Annotated in this window: 14 protein-coding genes and 1 tRNA gene; 7 read left to right on the top strand and 8 right to left on the bottom strand. The window is 57.7% G+C overall.

Annotated features, from left to right (window positions below; all coding sequences use genetic code 11):
* Positions 1–50: 50 nt before the first annotated feature.
* Positions 51–323, bottom strand: coding sequence for a hypothetical protein (locus QMX97_RS08580; protein WP_282396707.1), 273 nt, complete (start codon positions 321–323; stop codon positions 51–53).
* Positions 324–514: 191 nt separating this feature from the next.
* Between QMX97_RS08580 and QMX97_RS08575 the strand changes: the two genes are divergently transcribed.
* A complete protein-coding gene (locus QMX97_RS08575) occupies positions 515–1,090 on the top strand; it encodes a hypothetical protein (RefSeq protein ID WP_282396706.1) in 576 nt (191 codons plus the stop codon).
* Positions 1,091–1,773: 683 nt separating this feature from the next.
* Here the strand turns inward: QMX97_RS08575 and QMX97_RS08570 are convergent.
* The 5 genes from QMX97_RS08570 to QMX97_RS08550 all read right to left on the bottom strand — a co-directional run bounded on the left by QMX97_RS08570 (position 1,774) and on the right by QMX97_RS08550 (position 6,171).
* Entirely contained in the window at positions 1,774–2,556 is a 783-nt protein-coding gene (locus QMX97_RS08570) for a hypothetical protein (protein WP_282396705.1), read from the bottom strand.
* A gap of 456 nt (positions 2,557–3,012) precedes the next feature.
* Positions 3,013–3,888, bottom strand: a complete 876-nt coding sequence (locus QMX97_RS08565) for a hypothetical protein (protein WP_282396704.1) — start codon at positions 3,886–3,888, stop codon at positions 3,013–3,015.
* A 4-nt stretch (positions 3,889–3,892) separates the two neighbouring features.
* Positions 3,893–4,402, bottom strand: coding sequence for a hypothetical protein (locus QMX97_RS08560; RefSeq protein ID WP_282396703.1), 510 nt, complete (start codon positions 4,400–4,402; stop codon positions 3,893–3,895).
* A 504-nt stretch (positions 4,403–4,906) separates the two neighbouring features.
* Positions 4,907–5,989: a site-specific integrase gene (locus tag QMX97_RS08555; protein ID WP_282396702.1), complete on the bottom strand. Its 1,083-nt coding sequence runs from the start codon at positions 5,987–5,989 to the stop codon at positions 4,907–4,909.
* 105 nt (positions 5,990–6,094) lie between these two features.
* Positions 6,095–6,171: transfer RNA gene (locus tag QMX97_RS08550), tRNA-Arg, on the bottom strand.
* Positions 6,172–6,542: 371 nt separating this feature from the next.
* Between QMX97_RS08550 and gabD the strand changes: the two genes are divergently transcribed.
* The 3 genes from gabD to QMX97_RS08535 all read left to right on the top strand — a co-directional run bounded on the left by gabD (position 6,543) and on the right by QMX97_RS08535 (position 10,791).
* On the top strand, positions 6,543–7,985 hold the full coding sequence (gene gabD / locus QMX97_RS08545; protein ID WP_058426343.1) for an NADP-dependent succinate-semialdehyde dehydrogenase: 1,443 nt from the start codon (positions 6,543–6,545) through the stop codon (positions 7,983–7,985).
* A 181-nt stretch (positions 7,986–8,166) separates the two neighbouring features.
* A complete protein-coding gene (gene gabT / locus QMX97_RS08540) occupies positions 8,167–9,444 on the top strand; it encodes a 4-aminobutyrate--2-oxoglutarate transaminase (RefSeq protein WP_025855478.1) in 1,278 nt (425 codons plus the stop codon).
* Positions 9,445–9,582: 138 nt separating this feature from the next.
* Positions 9,583–10,791, top strand: coding sequence for an HDOD domain-containing protein (locus tag QMX97_RS08535; RefSeq protein WP_065899544.1), 1,209 nt, complete (start codon positions 9,583–9,585; stop codon positions 10,789–10,791).
* 99 nt (positions 10,792–10,890) lie between these two features.
* On the opposite strand, the gene QMX97_RS08530 is transcribed toward QMX97_RS08535, so the two are convergent.
* Together QMX97_RS08530 and desA are read right to left on the bottom strand one after the other, a co-directional pair.
* Positions 10,891–11,892, bottom strand: a complete 1,002-nt coding sequence (locus QMX97_RS08530) for a sensor domain-containing diguanylate cyclase (RefSeq protein ID WP_065899545.1) — start codon at positions 11,890–11,892, stop codon at positions 10,891–10,893.
* 188 nt (positions 11,893–12,080) lie between these two features.
* Positions 12,081–13,265, bottom strand: a complete 1,185-nt coding sequence (gene desA / locus QMX97_RS08525) for a delta-9 fatty acid desaturase DesA (protein WP_065899546.1) — start codon at positions 13,263–13,265, stop codon at positions 12,081–12,083.
* Positions 13,266–13,431: 166 nt separating this feature from the next.
* Here desA and dibA point away from each other — a divergent pair, with 166 nt between their 5' ends.
* From dibA to QMX97_RS08510, 3 genes are all read left to right on the top strand, one after another.
* Positions 13,432–15,342, top strand: coding sequence for a phosphodiesterase DibA (gene dibA / locus QMX97_RS08520; RefSeq protein ID WP_282396701.1), 1,911 nt, complete (start codon positions 13,432–13,434; stop codon positions 15,340–15,342).
* Between the two features lie 302 nt (positions 15,343–15,644).
* A complete protein-coding gene (gene oscA, locus QMX97_RS08515; RefSeq protein WP_003170956.1) occupies positions 15,645–15,827 on the top strand; it encodes a sulfur starvation response protein OscA in 183 nt (60 codons plus the stop codon).
* Between the two features lie 75 nt (positions 15,828–15,902).
* Complete coding sequence (locus QMX97_RS08510) at positions 15,903–16,913, top strand: sulfate ABC transporter substrate-binding protein (RefSeq protein WP_053137687.1); 1,011 nt, start codon at positions 15,903–15,905, stop codon at positions 16,911–16,913.
* Positions 16,914–17,042: the final 129 nt, after the last annotated feature.

Genomic DNA, 17,042 nt, shown 5'->3' with positions numbered 1-17,042 from the left:
AAGAGGAACGCCTCGAACTGATACGCACCTTGGGTAGCCGGTGCGCAGGGCTAGCTGCTCAAACTACCTTCCTGATCAAACAGAGCGTTGGCAGAGGGGCCATAGGTCGCGATGACATTCTCGATGGTATCCCGGTCGTTGCAGTTCAAACAGCGGGTCAGGTCAAAGAGGGTGTTCCGCTCTGCGTTCCACTGGCTGATTATTTCAACATTCGGTTGGGCTTTTTTCCGCTCGTAGAAAATCGACTCGGAACGGAGCGCTATCAAGCAACCCAAGACGTCCTGGGCGATTTCCAGTCTTTGGGCATCTGATGGATGGATCATCGTTAAGACCTCCTGCTGATCAGTATCAGTACGTCGCGTGGTAGTTTCTGGATTTTTTGGATGCTTCGTAATCGATGCTCATCGTGACTGTCTCTCGGCGGTTGTGGACTGCGTCGACTGTAAGCTGGGAGGCATCCCGCGATTCAGAATACGTTTTTGACAGGCGCTGCTGTTAGCTGAAGAATGGCTGCATGCAAAAAACAGAATCTGAAACCTTGGGTGTTGAGGAGTATGAAGCATTCGAGCTGATGGCTCGGGAGCTCCACGCCCATTTTTTAAGCGCGCGGAAAAATTTTGCGGTGCGAGTGCCCTTAAATTTAGTGAGCTATTTGTTCACTGGGATTTTGCGGAAATCACGGTTGCCGAAAATTCAGCTTGAATGTGCTATAGCGGAATTAGAATTTGCTGTCGAGGCCAGGACATTTCGCCGTTACATCAGCGGTCATACCCGGATGCCATGGAGGACGTTTCAGCGATTGGTTTTCTGGGCGCTGGGGCAGCAGTGGATCAGCGCGTGGATGTGCCGCGACTTGATGTCAAAAGCCCATCTATGCGAGGTAGCTCAAATCAGTGCACGCGAGCTATTGAACGAACGTAAGCGCCTCGTATCAGCGAACGAAATACACAGAGAGGAAATGGTTAGGCGCTTTTATGAAAACCTAGCACTCAAGGACTTGGAACGAGAGGAAGAAGCAATCCTCACTATTCGAAGAAACGATGAAGCGAGGGAGCTCGCACGCTCCCTGGGATTGGATATAGCTGATTAGCCTCAGGCCAGCTTGGCGACCAGCGCTTAGGCCCTAATGTTGTAGCAACCCTCCTGCGTGTTTATCTCGCAATGCCCGGTGACACTGGCAAGCTCGATCAAACTCGGTAGCTTGGTAGCAAGCCATCAAGTCGCTTCGTCGCGCCATGACTTACATTTGGGATAGCTGCCGCGATCAAGCTAATGCCCTTACCAATCAGGCTCCAGCTCTGTGCTGAGGTGAATGCCCTCGATCCTGGCCCTACGGTACCTCAACGGCTCTGCATTGATCTCCAGGGCAACGAGATGATTTGCAGCGACCACTAGACTGTTGAATCGCTCGTTGTGAATAGCTACATACGCAATCAGTCTCTTGCCAGACGCCTGCATTGAGCCGATGCAGCTAGGTGCTGCTTTCCCGTCTAGGAGTAGCGGATCAACGTATAGGCAGCATTCCAATGTCGGATATTTTAACGCTTCGGGATATCGGACGGAGCCGTGCAGCTTCATCGAAGTATGCTCTGAATAATGGTCACCGATTAGCCTGGTGTCGGCATGCGTGGCCATGCCAAAGGACCACGACATATCCGATTGCCAAATCCGGGCTTGTACGGTTATTCGATCAATGACTGCATGGCTTCGACCTGCCATAGCATTCTTCCTCTCGAATTGGGCTGACTTCTGCCATGACCCTATACCTGCTGCTTACGGTGAACTGGGTCTATTCAGATGTTCAGCCAGATACATGGTTAGGGCCATGGTGTCTTGCGGTTTTCCCGATGCGGAACGAAACCTTTCCGCCATCGCACTGACGACAAGCTGAGCCCCATTTCGAAGCTTTCCCGTGGTCTTCGCCTTTACAAGCGCTCTATGAACATCCGTCTGATATTCTGTGGGGATTCCGGACATGTCCAGTTCATAGGACGAGCTAGTGGTCGTTTTGGTTTCAGTTGATGGTTTAGGTTGAGGTTTGGTGTTATGCCGACCTTGGTCCGATACGGTATCGATACCGCATGCTTGTGGTATCGATACATCTCCTACCGCTGAGTTTGACCGCGGGAAGAGAGCATCGTTGATCAAGCGTTGCTGACCATCATCCAGTCTGTCGTTAAAATCGCGTAAGAAATCATCAAGCCATTCGCTCGGGATGCGGCGAATTTCCTCAATCGCTCTTGCTCTTAGCTTCGGCCCTGTCACCTGCGTGGCGGTGTGGTGATCCCACCATATACGTACCCAAACAACATATTTCGCCTGATCGTATCTAGCGAGGCCTTCATCCTGCAGGCGATGCATGACTTGCAACCATTGTTCTGCAGTCCAGCCAATCTCAGCTCCTGCAATGCGAGGCACGAGGGGATACACGCCCGTGATATTGCTGTCGGGACCTGTTAGTAGATGCAGCAATGCGACCTTGTCCTCAGTGCTGCAATTTAACAGGCGCGGCGAGCGCCAAAAATTTTGATCCCTGATGGTTCGTTGTCTGCCCATCCTCACCGCTCCTGCTGATAAGTTAGGGCGATGACGTACGGGACGATCATTGCCGCGCCTCCACCTGCGTTTTCTTGGTGGGCCTCCCTGTACGTTTTGAATTTGATGAGGCATTTGGCATGGATGGGCGATGAGGGCTTTCAGTGTTGCCGGTGCGCATCCATGCTCTTAGGTCGCCTAGCCTCCATCGTAGCCTTGACAGGCCCGGTACAGGCTCCAGTCCTGGCAACTTACGCTGACGGACCGTAAGCACGCTGAATCCCGTCAACGCGGCAACCTCAGATACGCCGATCAGGACATCGTCGCCAAGCTTCTGTATTTTTTGGATAGTTTCATAATCTACTGGCATCGGGTTATCGCTCGATTGATCTGGTCGACACAGACTTCGCCAATTGAGCTGCTTGCAGCTAGGACATCTTTTTAACAGAGGCCTGTAAGTACCTCACTTTGTGGAGTTTATAGGCGCCTCTTTGAATTGGTTACGAAATTCGTACTAGAGAGCGGAGACTTGTAGTAATCCTCATCAAGAAAGCGAAGAACTTTTTTGAGCTCTGCTTTTTGGAGTGGCAAGATTAGTTGCTCAACCCCGCCTGCGGCAGTAATGGTGTTGAAGGGTACATTGAATTCTTGCGCAGCTGGCTTCATCGTTCCTATGGGTATTGATTGCAGTATGCCACTTTGCTGAATTAGCGAAATTTTTCTGCGCACCCAAGAGTCAGCTATCATTAGCAACTCGGGCGCGCTAGTTACTGACAAAGTAGGAATTAGAGCGAAGCCGTTTACGTCCTCATCTGTGGCGGTCTTGTAATATTCGCTAAGGTCAAATATCTGGCGAGCAGCATGAAAGCTGAAGAATTTAAGCCTGCCTCCATCTAGAATCGCTGTAAGTTTATAGTCGAGAGTAAGCCCGATTCCTTCTATTTTTTTATAGATGTTAGCTGCGTGGAATATTGATAGGCCTCGTGTCGATATTATTCTTCGTTTATCAAAGTTTTGAAGTAGTATGCGTACTCCGCCTCCGTCAGCGGCATAACCTGAAAATAGAGCTTTTATTAACGTGAAAAACTCCTCCGTTGGTTCAACTTCTGCAATGGCTAGCGGGTTTCCAATAGCAGCCGCTAAATCGTCGATATCGTCAAAATCGTCAATGAATAAGACCTCGTCATCGTCTGGCTTATAACTTCCATCAAATTCAATTTCTTGGTTAGCTCCGTCAAACTCTGCCTCTTGTGTATGTAGAAGATCGGTAAGTTCGGTTTGCACAGGCTGAGATAGCGCAAATCGGACGATGCGTTGGGCAGGGTCTTTAGTTAAGGCAAACAGATGCAGCATTTCATTACTCCATTAACATACTGTCGGATATTTTCTTGACGGAGGTCACCGGCCTAGGAGACTTCAGACGTGACTTTGTTAGGAGGGTGTAAACCATGCCATCATCGGACTCGACTTTATAGAAGTGGTCGCCCGCGAAGAATAGAAAAGGGTGTACAGGGATATTGGAGACAAACCATCCAGTGATCATAAGTGCCACAAAGATTGAACACGTCCACGTGGCGTCGAACGCGGTTATTTTCGTGACTAAAGGCATTAGGTAACTGACAAGAAAAACTAAAATAAAATAATCATTCGACTCTACCTTCTTAGCCTTAAATGGGAAGATCTCGCCCTGAGAGTGAATGAGTCGTAGGATTAAAAGTGGGAGAAAGGTGCCGATTGCCCCTACAATGATCAACTGCCACGTAAAAAGGGTCATCGCATGTGTATTAAAAATTTCGATAGCTGCTGCGACCAACAACGTCGGTGCCGCTGAAGAAATCAATAGGACTGTCTTGAGGATATTGCGCATCTTGGTTCCGTCCATGGATTTCATAAGTTCACATTCGCTGATTCTGAGGCCCTGAGTCAACAGTAGGCTCAGCACTTGACTATCGGAGGTGGGTAAAACTGGCTATTGCAGGAGAATTGATTCGCGAGCGGCCAGCGAACACATTTCGCGTCGATCAAACAGGCATCCACTAATGCGGCAGCTGCTCGATCTAACGGGCTCGTTGATTCGGTAGCCGCGTGAGCACATCCTTGAAATGGGCACGTCGTATATCCATTGATGCGCGCCGATTTGATCGACGCCCGCTTGCCGCTGCGCAGCGACCTGGAATACATCCAAGTCGACCGTCTAAGCGCTCACGGCCGGATGAATCGCCCCCTAGCTTCGTAGACGGTCCGATCGTTTGCGTTGGGCCAACTTTTACTGGTCGAAATCCTAAGCTGTGCTGGTCGAGCCCCAACGCAAATCAAAGTCTGATGTAATTGAGGCCGGTCTATACAGCACCCAGAGACGGGCGTGGCCCTATCAGGCCAGCTTTGCTGCCAGCTCCTCCGCAGTAATGTTGTAATACCGCTTCAGCATATTTACCTCCCGATGCCCCGTCACGCTGGCCAGCTCGATCAAATTCGGTAGCTTGGTCGCAAGCCGACAAGTTGCTTCATGCCGCAGATCGTGAAAGCGCAGATTGATCAGGAAGTCTTCCTGAGGTGTTACCTGCGCAGCCCCGCAATCGGCCAAGTATTTCAGCCTCGCACGCTCCAGACCTCGCACAAAGGCTTTTTTGAGTGCATCGGCGGTGGTGGGGAACACTCGACCGCACAGCGAGCGCGGTAATTCCTTCAACAGCAGGATAGCTTTCGGCGAAAGCGGGACGGTTCTAGGCAGGCCATTTTTGGTTGCGGGCAGGTGCGCGGTTCTACGATCTAGGTTCACATGCTTCCAGCGCAGCTCGAAAATCTCGCCACGGCGCATCGCTGTCTCAATCGCCAATTGGACGATGGGCCGTATCCATGGATTGTGTGATGCATCGGCGTAGGTGCCATCCGCTCGGCGCTCATGAAGCTCTAGTGCGCTGAGCATGTATTGCTCTTCAATTGGGTCGAGCCGTCGCGAGCGTTCGTCGTTATAGCTGGGACGGCTGACCATCCGCACCGGATTCTCAGCAAGATGGATTCCCCACTCGCGGCGAGCAACCTCGATCACACACTGAAACAATGCGAGTTCGCGCTTAACTGTGTTGCCCTTGCGGATCTTCAGGCGTTCGTCACGGTAGCGCGCAAAATCGGAGGAGGTGAGGGTGGCGACGATGCGTGTCGCCAGCGGGTGGCGCTTGAGCGATTCCAGGCGTTTGATTTCCGAATAGGCGCCTTTATGCTTCGGAGCGATCTCGGAAATGTATCGATCAATGAGTTGATGAAAGGCGGTGCGTTCAGCCTCGACGCGAGAGACAAAAATCCCCCGGTCGATTTCGCTTTCGATCATGCGTGCCCAGGCCTGGGCATCGGATTTGGTTTCGAAGGTTTTGCGCTGGGCTGGGTAGCCCTTACGGCGGATTTGCGCTTCCCACTGATACTCGCCGCGATTCCTGATTGTTGCCATTTTGACCATTCCCGCCACTTTTGAGTGTGGCAAATTTGTGGCAAAAACGACTTTCAGGACTAGGACAGGTTTCTGTCAGGAGCGCTATCCCCTTGTAATACAAGGGAAAGAAGATGGTGCACCCGGCGGGATTCGAACCCACGACCCCTGCCTTCGGAGGGCAGTACTCTATCCAGCTGAGCTACGGATGCTTGTGCGGGCGACATCATACCCATGTCGTCCTTGGGCGTCCATGCCGGTCTTTGGACGTTTAAGGGTGGGATTTTTCCGTACAGTGGCCCTGCGCCGGGCGCCAGCGGTCGGTGTGGCGGAACCGGTCCTGGTTACGCTGATCAGAAAGATTCGGCAAATGCGCGGTTTTCGTTCTTTTTTTCGAACAGACTATTGCCCTGTACCCCCATTGATCCTAGGATTCGTTTGAGATTTCAAACGCTCTGTCTCCCGTGCGCTCTTTCACTGATCCCGCGCGCTGGGGCTGATTTCCCTGACGGCAGCCCACAAGGCGCCTTTCAACAACTCTAATTCGCTCCGCGTGCGCGCGGTGCTGTTAAGGAAAGCCGACATGCAGCTCAAAGATACCCAGTTGTTCCGCCAGCAAGCCTTTATCGATGGCGCTTGGGTCGATGCGGACAACGGTCAGACCATCAAGGTCAACAACCCTGCCACGGGCGAAATCCTCGGTACCGTGCCGAAGATGGGCGCCGCTGAAACCCGCCGCGCCATCGAAGCCGCCGACAAGGCGCTGCCGGCCTGGCGCGCGCTGACTGCCAAGGAGCGCGCGAACAAGCTGCGCCGTTGGTTCGAACTGCTGATCGAAAACCAGGAAGACCTCGGTCGCCTGATGACCCTCGAGCAAGGCAAGCCGCTGGCTGAAGCCAAGGGCGAAATCGTCTACGCCGCCTCCTTTATCGAGTGGTTCGCCGAAGAAGCCAAGCGCATCTACGGTGATGTGATCCCCGGCCACCAGCCCGACAAGCGCCTGATCGTGATCAAGCAGCCGATCGGCGTGACCGCTGCGATCACCCCGTGGAACTTCCCAGCCGCGATGATCACCCGTAAAGCCGGCCCGGCACTGGCCGCCGGTTGCACCATGGTGATCAAGCCAGCTTCGCAAACCCCGTTCTCGGCCCTGGCCCTGGTTGAGCTGGCGCACCGTGCCGGTATCCCTAAAGGCGTGTTGAGCGTGGTCACCGGCAGCGCCGGCGACATCGGCGGCGAGCTGACCAGCAACCCGATCGTGCGTAAATTGTCCTTCACCGGCTCGACTGAAATCGGTCGCCAGTTGATGGCCGAATGCGCCAAGGACATCAAGAAGGTCTCCCTGGAGCTGGGCGGCAACGCGCCATTTATCGTGTTCGACGACGCGGACCTGGACAAGGCCGTCGAAGGCGCGATCATCTCCAAATACCGCAACAACGGCCAGACGTGCGTCTGCGCCAACCGCCTGTACATCCAGGATTCGGTCTACGACGCGTTCGCGGAAAAACTGAAGGTCGCAGTGGCCAAGCTGAAGATCGGCAACGGTCTGGAGGACGGCACCACCACCGGCCCGCTGATCGACGAAAAAGCCGTGGCCAAGGTTCAGGAGCATATTGCTGATGCCCTGAGCAAAGGCGCCAAGCTGTTGGCCGGTGGCAAGGTGATGGAAGGCAACTTCTTCGAGCCGACCATTCTGGTCGACGTGCCGAAAAACGCCGCTGTGGCGAAGGAAGAAACCTTCGGCCCATTGGCGCCGTTGTTCCGCTTCAAGGACGAAGCCGAAGTCATCGCGATGTCCAACGACACCGAGTTCGGCCTGGCTTCCTACTTCTATGCCCGCGACCTGGGCCGTGTGTTCCGTGTGGCTGAAGCCCTGGAATACGGCATGGTCGGCGTCAACACCGGGTTGATCTCCAACGAAGTGGCGCCGTTCGGCGGCATCAAGGCGTCGGGCCTGGGCCGTGAAGGCTCCAAGTACGGGATCGAGGATTACCTGGAAATCAAATACCTCTGCCTGGGCATCTAAGCCGGGAAGGGATCGCAGCAAACGCAAAGGGCACGAGAGCGCTGACCCTTTGCGTGTTTCAAAACGTTATTCGTAGTGGCCGGGAAAGCTGTGGCAGTCGATCATCGCATGCTGCCGTAGTTGCCTCCCCGCCACATATTCCTTGAGCTACGCCACCCGATGAGTGGCGAATGAGGACTTTATGAGCAAGACCAACGCTTCTTTGATGAAACGCCGCGAAGCCGCTGTACCGCGCGGTGTTGGCCAGATTCACCCGATCTTCGCCGAATCCGCGAAGAACGCCACCGTGACCGACGTTGAAGGTCGCGAGTTCATCGACTTCGCCGGCGGTATCGCCGTGCTGAACACCGGCCACGTGCACCCGAAAATCATCGCCGCCGTGACCGAGCAGCTGAACAAGCTGACCCACACCTGCTTCCAGGTACTGGCCTACGAGCCTTACGTGGAACTGTGCGAAAAAGTGAACGCCAAGGTCCCTGGTGATTTCGCCAAGAAAACCCTGCTGGTCACCACCGGTTCCGAAGCCGTAGAAAACGCCGTGAAAATCGCCCGTGCTGCCACTGGCCGTGCCGGCGTGATCGCGTTCACCGGCGCCTACCACGGTCGCACCATGATGACCCTGGGCCTGACCGGTAAAGTCGTGCCTTACTCCGCTGGCATGGGCCTGATGCCTGGTGGCGTGTTCCGCGCGCTGTACCCGAACGAGCTGCACGGCGTGAGCGTCGACGACTCCATCGCCAGCATCGAGCGCATCTTCAAGAACGATGCCGAGCCGCGTGATATCGCCGCGATCATCATTGAGCCGGTACAGGGCGAAGGCGGTTTCTACGTCGCGCCTAAAGCCTTCATGAAGCGCCTGCGCGAACTGTGCGACAAGCACGGCATCCTGCTGATCGCCGACGAAGTGCAAACCGGTGCCGGCCGTACCGGGACCTTCTTCGCCATGGAACAGATGGGCGTTGCTGCCGACCTGACCACCTTCGCTAAATCCATCGCTGGCGGCTTCCCGCTCGCCGGTGTGTGCGGCAAGGCCGAGTACATGGACGCCATCGCCCCAGGCGGCCTGGGCGGCACCTATGCCGGTAGCCCGATCGCTTGCGCCGCGGCCCTGGCCGTAATGGAAGTGTTTGAAGAAGAGCACCTGCTGGACCGCTGCAAGGCTGTCGGCGAGCGCTTGGTGACTGGCCTCAAAGCCATTCAAGCCAAGTACCCGGTGATCGGCGAAGTGCGTGCCCTGGGCGCGATGATCGCAGTCGAGCTGTTCGAAGACGGCGACAGCCACAAGCCAAACGCTGCCGCTGTTGCCTCGGTGGTTGCGAAGGCGCGTGACAAGGGCCTGATCCTGCTGTCCTGCGGCACCTACGGCAACGTATTGCGCGTACTGGTCCCGCTGACCTCGCCGGACGAGCAGTTGGACAAAGGCTTGGCGATTATCGAAGAGTGCTTCTCCGAGTTGTAATCACAAGCTGCTCTGATCGACAGAAAAAACCCGCCTTGGCGGGTTTTTTTGTGCCCATTGCGGCACATTCAGGTGTTGTTCATTGTACGTAGGTGCCTGCATTGTCTAAGGTGCAAGCATTGCCGATGGAGCGTGCAGATGACTGCTGTTGATTTACCCGCTGTACCCCGAGTGTTGATCGCCGAGGCAGACCCCTGGTCACGGGATCTGCTCAAGCAAGTGTTACTGACTGTGCGCTGTGACGCACGGTTGGACGTGTGTGCCGATGGGCAGCAAGCGGCCACGCTGCTGCGCGAAAAGGCCTACGACCTGATCCTGGCGGATTGGGAGCTGCCCGGCATTGATGGCCTGAGCCTGCTGCGTAGCGTGCGCCAGAAGCGCCGTACGCCGGCCTTGCCGTTTATTCTGCTGAGCAGTCGCAATGACAGCGCCAGCGTGCGCGAAGCCTTGCCCCTGGCGCCCACCGCCTATCTGACCAAACCGTTGAACATGGAAGGCCTGACCCAGCGCCTGCAAGACCTGCTGCTCAACGAAGGCGAGAGCGTGTATTGCGAGATTCCGCCGTTGGCGCCCGGCATGACCTTGCCTGTCTTCCTTGAGCGCCGCCGTGATGCCTGCGATGGCGCGCCATTACGCGTAGACGTCAAGGCGGCCGTGCAGCACAGCCTCGGCGCCGACGGCCTGGACCTCAAGCGCCTGGAAGACCAGGTGCGCATGGACCCGCAAATCACTGCCGTGCTGATCGCCGCTGCCAACAGCGCCGGCCATCACGGCACGCCGGTACAGACCCTGCCTGCAGCGTTGCACAAGCTGGTGGCCGGACAGAGCATGAACCTGATCCTGGGGTTGGCCCTCAAGCACAACGTGGTGCTGGGCGACCCGGCGCTGGTGGCCTATGCCGAGCGCCACTGGCAACTCTCGCAGGACACTGCCGACTACGCCCGGCGCCTGGCGCGCATGCTGGAGCTGGATCACGAGCGCTGCTACACCGCCGGCATCCTGCATCGGCTGGGCGATCTGGCCTTGTTGCGCTGCCTGGAAGACTGGCGACAGGGCGGTGGTGCGCTGGATGACGAAGCGATTGGTGAGTCGCTGTATGCCTTTGGCGCCGCCTATGGCTCGGCGCTGCGTGCGCGCTGGCGTTTGCCGCTGGAGCTGCGTCAATTGATTGCGGCGATCTATTCCCTGGAAGGCGGGGTGTATGCGCGGGACGCGCTGGTGGTGAACCTGGCCGCGCAAATGGCGCGGTTGACTGAGCATGAAGGGCTGGAAGCTCTGGCCGCGAGCAAGACTGCGCGGTTGCTCAAAGTGGGCCTGTCCGAACTGACCCGAGTGCGCAAATCCTGAAGCCCGCGCCCCCTCTGTAGGAGCCGGCTTGCCGACGATAGCCGTGGTAACTGACACACCGAAATCGCCAGCCAAGCCGGCGCCTACAGTTGATCGGGGTTAGCCCGCGATCACGCGGTTCTTGCCCAGCCGCTTGGCCTCGTACATGGCGGCATCGGCGCGGGCGAACAGGCTGTCCAGGGTCGAGTCTTCTTCTTTGAGGCTGGCCAGGCCCTGGCTGATCGTCACGCTGAAGGCCTGGCCTTCATAGCTGAAGCTCAGCTCCTGAATCTCCCTGCCCAGGCGCTCGGCCACTTGCAGCGCCATTTCAGGCGCGCAGCCCGGCAGTACGGCGGCGAATTCCTCGCCGCCAATGCGCCCGAACAAGTCGCCACGGCGCAATACACCGCGACCGCTTTCGGCGATACGCCTGAGCACCTGATCGCCTTCCAGGTGGCCGTAGGTATCGTTGACGTCCTTGAAATCATCGATGTCCAGCAGCAGGAAAGCCAGCGGCGCCCCCTGGGCGCAGGCGCTGTCGAAGGCCTGGTTGGCGCACTCGAAGAAGTGCCGGCGGTTGCTGCTCTGCGTCAGCACGTCGGTGGTGGCGAGGCGATGCAGCTCCAGTTCCATCTGCTTCTTTTCAGTGATGTCCTCGGCCATGCCCACCACGATCACCGGTTCGCCGGGCTCGACCTGCTGGTTGATGTAGCACTTGTCGCTCAGCCAGCGGATCTGGCCATCCGCGGTGATGATGCGGTACTCGCGGTCCTCCACGGCACCTTGCTCAAGCACGCGGGCCATGCTGTGTTCGGCGTAGTCGAGGTCTTCGGGATGGATACTGTTGCGCCATTCCCGATGGTCGGCCAGCAGCAGGCCGGCGGAGCGACCGAAAATACGCTCGTAGGCCGGGCTCACGTACAGCACGCGGCGCGTTTCCCAATCGATGGCCCACAGCACGGCGTTGACGCTGACCAGCAGCGAACTCAGCAACTGCTCGCGCTCACTCAGCCGCTCGACTTCACCCTGGGCATGCATCAGCGCCAGCAGGGTCGCCGCCGCTGCTGGGCGAGGATGCTCAGCAGTGGGGGCGTCGTGTAAGTAGGACTTTTCGTGAACCATCGGCACAACTCTCTCTGGGCGCGCCGCAGGATGGAGCAGCGGTCACTACAAGGGGCCACCATGATGGCGAAGTGTTCATTGAGAGAGGGGAATTGCAGTGAAGTTCCGTCAACTGGACCGATTGACGGTGACCGAGAAATGACGCCAAAAAGCTGATTGGCGGGAGGGAAGGCCCTCCCGCCGCACTCTCAGACGGCTGCAGGACGCAGCGAGTAGGTCTTCAATTGGTGGGCAAAATCGCGCAGGGATTGGATGCCGCTGGCCTCGGCTTCATGCACCCATTCCTTGATGGCTGCGAGCATATCGTGGCCATTGGAGCTGGTCTTGAGCCAGATCTGTTGCAGCGCCAGGCGCTTTTCGTAGATCACCTGGAGGGCATGGCTGTGCTCCAGCATGCTCTGGATGCGCACGTGGTGGCGGTCATCCAGCAAGCTGGTCTCGCGGGACAGCAGGCGCTTGGCGCGATGGAACTGGTGGCGCACCGAGTGATCGACCTTTTCCAGCTCCTGCTTGACCAGCGGGCCAATCACCAACTTGCGGTACTGGGCCATGATCTGGAAGCGGTTGTTGAGGATCGCCATGGCGGTGTCCATGTCCAGGTGACCCTTGCCCTCGACGCGGTGCGCGATCGGCGCGACACGCTGCACCTTGGCCAGGCGCAGGAAGCTGAACACTTTGATCCACGCCCAGCCGAGGTCGAACTCCCACTTCTTCACCGACAACTTCGCCGAATTGGGGTAGGTGTGGTGGTTGTTGTGCAGTTCTTCGCCGCCGACGATGATGCCCCACGGCACCAGGTTGGTGGCGGCGTCACGGCATTCGAAGTTGCGATAGCCCACGGCATGCCCCAGGCCGTTGATCACGCCGGCGGCCCAGAACGGGATCCACATCATCTGGATTGCCCAGATGGTGATGCCGATGGTGCCGAACAGCAGCAGGTCGATCACGCCCATGATCGCCACGCCCAGCAGCGGGTAGGGCGTGTAGATCTTGCGTTCGATCCAGTCGTCCGGGCAGTTCTTGCCGTAGATGCGCAGGGTTTCAGGGTTTTCTGCCTCGGCGCGGTACAGCTCGGCGCCTTTGCGCAATACGGTGGACAGGCCCTTGATCACCGGGCTGTGCGGGTCATCGACGGTTTCGCACTTGGCGTGGTGCTTGCGGTGGATAGCGGTCCACTCGCGGGTGTTCTGCGCCGTGGTCAGCCACAGCCAGAAGCGGAAGAAGTGTTTCAGGCCAGCATTGAGTTCCAGGGAACGATGGGCTGAATAGCGGTGCAGATAGACGGTGACCGCGACGATGGTCACGTGGGTCATCAACAGAGTGACTGCCACCAGTTGCCAGGCTGACAAGTCAAGAAAACCGTTGTACCACATAGGCTGTATGGCCCTCAGAAAAAGAAAAGAACAGCTCACGCATTATCACTAAGCCTACAGAGAAAACCAGCAGCCCTTTCAGATAGGAGTGACTGGATGTTTCTTATTCTATAATCCGCAGCCTTTGTAGGGCGATTGTGTTTTTTGGGTAAGGATTACTGACCATATGCTGTTTTCATACCGAGGTGCCCTGCGTGCAGGGCTGGTATACCTGCTGGTTTCCATTGCGTGGCTCCAGCTCAGCAACCATTTATTGATCAACTTTCTCGATGAACCGCGGGAGTTGGGGCGCTGGCTGCAGGTGCGCGGGTACGTGTGGGTGGCCTTGAGCGCACTGGCCATCTACCTGATGTGCGCGCGATTTGCCCGCGCGCATCAGTTGCAGCAGCCACTCAAGGAAAACCGCGAACGCCTGCGCCAGGCCGCCGCAGTGTTTGATTGCACGCGTGAAGGTGTGCTGGTGACCGATGCCCAGGGGCTCATCGTGCACGTCAACCGGGCCTTCATGGAGATCACCGGCTATCGGCGCGAAGACGTCATGGGCCAGCAGCCCAGCCTGTTCAAGTCCGGACGCCATTCGTCGCATTTTTACCAGCAGATGTTCCAGAGCCTGGAACGTACCGGCGAATGGAGCGGTGAAATCTGGAACCGGCGCAAAAGCGGTGAAATTTATCCACAGTGGCAAACCATCCGTGTGATCCACGATGACCAGGGCAGCGTCAGCCATTACGTCGCGGTGTTTTCCGACATCAGTGCCATCAAGGATTCCGAGCACGAACTGGCCCACCTGGCCCATCACGACCCGCTGACCGACCTGCCCAACCGCCTGTTGTTCACCGACCGTGCCGAGCAGGCGCTGGCTTCGGCGCAACTGCACAAGCGCGGCTGCGCCCTGCTGCTGATGGACCTCGACCACTTCAAGATCATCAATGACAGCCTGGGCCACAACGTCGGCGACCAATTGCTCAAGCTGGTCTGCGAGCGGCTGCAGGGCCTTTTCGGGCCCGGCGTGACCCTGGCGCGGCTGGGCGGGGATGAGTTCGCCGTGCTCGCGGAAAGCTGCCCGCAGGTGGTCCAGGCGGCCGCATTGGCGCAGCGCATGCTGGAGGCGATGAAACAGCCGTTCATTTTCGACGGTCACCAGCTGTTTATCAGCGCGAGTATTGGCATCAGCCTGTTCCCCAATGACGCCCTGAGCGCCGAACAGCTGCTGCGCAACGCCGACTCCGCGCTGTTCAAGGCCAAGAGCGCCGGGCGTGAAGGCTACGCGTTGTACACCGAAGAGCTCACCGCCCATGCGCAGAACCGCGTGGAAATCGCCAGTGAGCTGCGGCGTGCCCTCGACCAGCAGGAACTGCGCGTGTACTACCAGCCGGTCCACGATCTGCACACCAGCCGGCTGATCGGCGTCGAGGCGCTGGTGCGCTGGCAACACCCGGAACGCGGGTTGGTGCCGCCGGGCGAATTCATCCCCATCGCCGAGCGCACCGGGCTGATTGCCGACATCGATGGCTGGGTGATGCACCAGGCCTGTCGGCAGATGTGCCAGTGGCTGGCCGAGGGTACGCCGTTGAGCTTTATCGCGATCAATGTGTCCAGCCGCTTGTTTGCCCGGCGCGAACTGTACGAGCAGGTCGCCCAGGTGCTGCATCAAACCGGCCTCGACCCGGCCTTCCTGGAGCTGGAAGTCACCGAAAGCGCGGTGATGGACGACCCTGAAGTGGCCCTGGAGCAACTGCATCGCTTGCGTGAGCTGGGCTTGCGCCTGGCCATCGACGACTTCGGGACCGGCTATTCCTCGCTGCTGCGGCTCAAGCGCCTGCCGGTGCAGAAGCTCAAGATCGACCAGGGCTTTGTCGCCGGGCTGCCGTGGGACGAGGATGACGCGGCGATTGTGCGTGTAGTGATCGCCCTGGCGAAGAGCATGGGCATGCAAGTGCACGCCGAGGGGATCGAGCAGGTGGAGCAGGCACGGTTTCTGTTGGAGCAGGCGTGCGACCTGGGGCAGGGCTACTGGTTCGGGCGGCCGATGCCGGCGCAGGAGATTGATTGGTCAAGGGCGCCTGCCATTCGTTAGGCACCCTCGGTCAATGTCCGGGCCGAGCTTGCCCGCGACGAGGAACTGTCAGGCGAAATATTCGCCGCCTGACACGCCGCCCTCGCGGGCGAGCCCAGCTCCCACAGGGTTCAGCGGCGCCTGTGCGTGAGTATTTTCATGGCCAAAGTCCTCGCAACCCCGCGCCCCACCAGAAAATTCTTTCTGGTTATATAAACATTCTTAAATAGTATTTTTAAGAATATCCCTGCTTATCTACTATCGCCCTCACGCCGCAAGCAGTGCCGCCACTGCGAGGCACTATTCATTTCAGGAGCGAGACCATGAGCGCATCTCTACGTAGCGTCGACGGCCAGGACGAAGCAGCCATTTTGCGTGAGATCCAGAGCGCCCTGCGCGATCTGCGGTTTGGCGCGGTGGAAATTACTGTGCACAACGCCCAAGTGGTACAGATCGAACGCAAAGAAAAATTCCGTTTGCAGAACCCGGGGAACAAACCGAGTTAAGCAAAAACGGCGATTCGCATGCTAGACCCGCAACTATAAGAAAAAGCCAACACCCAAGAATTTCAGGAGCCTTCTATGTCGTCGATTCGCCGTTATGCCCTGGCCGCCCTGGCCAGTGCCGTGTTTGCCGGTTCCGCTGTTGCCAAGGACTACGAGTTGCTCAACGTCTCGTACGACCCGACCCGTGAGCTGTACCAGGACTACAACGCTGAGTTCACCAACTTCTGGAAACAGTCCCACCCAGGTGACAACGTCAAGATCCAGCAATCCCATGGTGGCTCGGGCAAGCAAGGCCGGGCAGTGATCGACGGCCTGCGCGCCGACGTAGTGACCCTGGCCCTGGCCGGCGATATCGACGAAATCGCCAAGTTGGGCAAGACCCTGCCGGAAAACTGGCAGACTCGCCTGCCGGACGCCAGCACCCCGTACACCTCGACCATCGTGTTCCTGGTGCGCAAGGGCAACCCTAAAGGCATCAAGGATTGGGGCGACCTGATCAAGAAAGACGTTTCGGTGATCACCCCGAACCCGAAAACCTCCGGCGGTGCGCGCTGGAACTTCCTCGCCGCCTGGGCCTACGGCCTGAAATCCGGTGGCAGCGAAGCCAAGGCGCAGGAATACGTGAAAGAGCTGTTCAAGCACGTGCCGATCCTCGACACCGGCGCCCGTGGTTCGACCATCACCTTCGTCAACAACGGTCAGGGTGACGTGTTGCTGGCCTGGGAAAACGAAGCGTTCCTGGCCCTGAAAGAAGACGGCGGCGCCGACAAGTTCGACATCGTCGTGCCTTCCCTGTCGATCCTCGCGGAGCCGCCAGTGGCCGTGGTTGACAAGAACGCCGAGAAAAAGGGCAATACCGAGATCGCGACCGAATACCTCAAGCACCTGTACAGCCCGGCTGGCCAGGAGATTGCGGCGAAGAACTTCTACCGCCCACGCGATGCAAAAGTTGCCGCCAAATACGCCCAGCAGTTCCCGAAACTGGACCTGGTGACTATCGACAAAGACTTCGGCGGCTGGAAAACTGCCCAACCGAAATTCTTCAATGACGGTGGCGTGTTCGACCAGATCTACACGGCGCAGTAAGCCAAACTACCGGTAGGAGCCCGCCTTTCGGCGGGAGCTGGGCTTATGTGGGAGCTGGCTTGCCTGCGAAGCATCACCTCGGTGCGACTGATACACCGAGGTGCTTGCATCGCGGGCAAGCCCGGCTCC

This window comes from Pseudomonas sp. PS01298 (assembly GCF_029959745.1).
Lineage (GTDB): Bacteria > Pseudomonadota > Gammaproteobacteria > Pseudomonadales > Pseudomonadaceae > Aquipseudomonas > Aquipseudomonas aylmerensis.
This window is presented reverse-complemented; position numbering and strand designations above follow the sequence as displayed.